This window comes from Methylophaga sp. UBA1464, from assembly GCF_002325665.1.
Lineage (GTDB): Bacteria > Pseudomonadota > Gammaproteobacteria > Nitrosococcales > Methylophagaceae > Methylophaga.
The window spans coordinates 142,806-145,587 of record NZ_DCSO01000045.1 but is presented as its reverse complement, the minus strand read 5'-3'; the positions used below and the strand labels follow the sequence as shown (position 1 = coordinate 145,587).

Sequence of the window (2,782 nt, the reverse complement as noted above, 5' to 3'; positions counted from 1 at the left end):
TGGTATAGCGAAGATTGATCTGTGCCGTTTCAATATTGGCTTTCGCTACTGAAACTTCAGCTTGTGATTGCAGGAAAGCAGCTAATGCATCGTCATAATCCTGCTGGCTGATTGCTTTATTGTCGATTAATCCTTTAAAACGTTGTTCACGCGCTTTGGTCGATTGCAGGTTCGCTTCAGCTCGAGCCAGTTCTGCACGGGCCATCTGTAATGCCGCCTCAAACGGTGCGGCATCAATTTGATAAAGCTGCTGACCGGCTTCTACATCAGCCCCCTCATCAAACAGACGTTTTTCAATAATGCCATTTACCTGAGGACGCACTTCTGCCTGACGGAACGCTACTGTTCGTGCTGGCAGCTCAGTTGTTAAGGTAATCGGCTGCTTAATCAGAGTAACTACATTAACCGGGGTTGCAGATGCACCATTCTCGGTGTCTTCAGCATTATTTTGTTCAGATTGACAGGCCGCCAGACCGAAAACCAACAAACTACTTAAAATGAACTGTTTAACAGATAGCTTAAAGCGTGGCATGTATTACTCCTGAGTAGATTGTCCTTCTGTACCAGTTGCCTGAGAAGGCGAGCAGGCAATGGCATCCCAGCTGGCATCAATAATGTGTGTTAGTTGCTCGCTATCAACTTTAATGACGTCTAACAGATGCTGACGAGCAAGAAACAGATAAGGTTCAAAACTTAAACTGATCAAAATATCGTCAGATAACTTTTTAATCTGATGCGTATTACGTCCTTGTTCAAAAAGTGCTTTGAGGGGTTGAAGTCCATCCCATGCATGGCTGCGCTGGCTTCGTAAAATATCCGGTGGCAAGTGATCAAACTGTGCTTTGCTATGGGTAATGCAGGGGTTTTCAATACAAAAGTGCCAAAGATTGCAGCACATGCGGCGGTATTGTTGTTTGAGTGGCAGTTGCGGGTCATGACCATCAAGTGTTGCTTTGATGAAGTCATCAATGATCTGGGTTTTCAACTCGCGAATAAGATCGTCACGATCTTTGAAATAAAGATAAATCGTACCAGTTGCAACACCTGCCTCTTCGGCTAGCTGTTTTATGGAAAAGCCGTGAAAACCATAACTGGCGAGTAGCTTTAATGTGGCACAGAAAATGGCTTCGCGTTTATCTGCAGAGGGGGCAGCAGGTGACATAGATAACTTTTTATGAATGAACGTTCATTCATAATATACATGCACTACGTTAAGGTAAAGTTAAAAAAAACAAAAAATTATATTTAATGTTCAGATCTCGTTGAGCTTTAAGAGCCGCCAGCTATATGTTGACGACTGTTCAACAGACTTGAATAAAGATGAGATGTAAGAGCTTATTTTATCAGTCGATTGTAGATGGGCTGTAAAAGCTGCTTATCGGAATCCAGGACTAATGCGTGTTCTGCACGCTGTTTGATAAGTTTTAGATGACGCGAAACCTCTGTTCCGAAAATGGCAGGTGAGTTATCGGCGAGTGCTTCCAGTGCTTTCTGTAACCTGAGTTGAACTTCGATCATGCTGGCGCCATCACGGCCAATGGGCATAAAAATATCATCAAACAAATCGCTGAGACTCAGTTCCGGTATCCAGACATTTGGATAGAGCAGTTTGTCCTCACTCTCATCAATTTTATAGTCTTTCCAATGAATCAGAATACGAATGGCCCGGTTAAGAATATCTATTGCAGTACCGGGATCATTGACTGCAGGTGAGAGTGCCCGGGAAGCTATTTCGGCTAAGACCATTAGCCCAAAACGGGGATCCTGAGAAAAAGACCGTTCATTGCCTAAGGTAATTGATGCGGTTATTGCCGACTTGGCTTCTTCAGAAAATTGACCTTTAAACCAGGCTTTGGGTTTTGCTGGATGAACAAATTCACCCGGAAGCACCAGTACACCAATTTCAGCATTATGATATTTAGCACATTGCTGGAGAGCCCCGACATCAATATGTCTTACATAACCAATAATATCGCAAAAAATCGCTGTTGCATCATCTGGAATTTCATCTTTGTTTTCCAGTCTGCGTCCGCCTAATGTGGGATGTTCAACTCGTTGCCTGATGGTATCCAACGCCGATTTTTCTACTCTATCAGAAGTTTCTCCAAGACGACCTAATTGCGACAAATGTTCTATCCAGCGCAACATGGTCACGACAATCAGGATAATGATGCCAATCGTGACGATAAACAAAATCAGTCTGCCATTGTCATCGTAAACATCTGTGCTTAAGGCGATAATGCCGACCAGACTGAAAAGAAAAGAGCCAATGAAGGTTGCCAGTACATTTTGTGTTGTCGTATCTTGTTGAACCAGTTTAGTCGCTCGAGGTGTCGCACCATTACTGGCTGCAGAATAAGCTGCCACCATGACGCTGAGGGAAAAGGTGGTGACCGCCAACATGCTGGAGGCAAGAATGTTCAGGATCTGACCAACAGCATCAGCACCGATATTAAGTGGCAGGGGAGTATTGATAATACTCTGGGCAGGAATGGCGATCAGTGCTGTAACAACAGCAAGCAAAGCAAATAAAGCGGCGCGAATCCATAAGGTTCGGGTCAATTGAGACAGTAACCATTGCCACTTGGATATCATCTGAGGGCTTCCTTGTATCCTTGCGAATTAAATTTCGCCAACCAATTTGTGGGCAATAAAAAACCGCTGTATTGCATGGCAATATAGCGGTTTAATGTGTTCTGTGGAAAGCGAATAATTATGGTGAGAACGATGATCCGCAACCACAAGTGGTAGTGGCATTTGGATTACGAATCACAAATTGTGT

Annotated in this window: 3 protein-coding genes and 1 pseudogene; all 4 read right to left on the bottom strand. The window is 43.7% G+C overall.

From position 1 onward, the window contains the following. On the bottom strand, positions 1 to 532 hold a 532-nt coding region (locus B3O33_RS05395; protein WP_292363148.1), incomplete at its 3' end, for an efflux RND transporter periplasmic adaptor subunit. Between the two features lie 3 nt (positions 533 to 535). After that, entirely contained in the window at positions 536 to 1,162 is a 627-nt protein-coding gene (locus B3O33_RS05390; RefSeq protein ID WP_292361306.1) for a TetR/AcrR family transcriptional regulator, read from the bottom strand. A gap of 173 nt (positions 1,163 to 1,335) precedes the next feature. Next, complete coding sequence (locus B3O33_RS05385; protein WP_292361305.1) at positions 1,336 to 2,595, bottom strand: DUF2254 domain-containing protein; 1,260 nt, start codon at positions 2,593 to 2,595, stop codon at positions 1,336 to 1,338. 118 nt (positions 2,596 to 2,713) lie between these two features. Further along, positions 2,714 to 2,782: pseudogene (locus tag B3O33_RS15960) on the bottom strand (iron-sulfur cluster insertion protein ErpA); the annotation flags it as partial.

Coding starts and splice junctions, on each gene's coding strand:
- B3O33_RS05385 (WP_292361305.1), bottom strand. CDS start 2,595: ATGATATCCAAGTGGCAATGGTTACTGTCTCAATTGACCCGAACCTTA.
- B3O33_RS05390 (WP_292361306.1), bottom strand. CDS start 1,162: ATGTCACCTGCTGCCCCCTCTGCAGATAAACGCGAAGCCATTTTCTGT.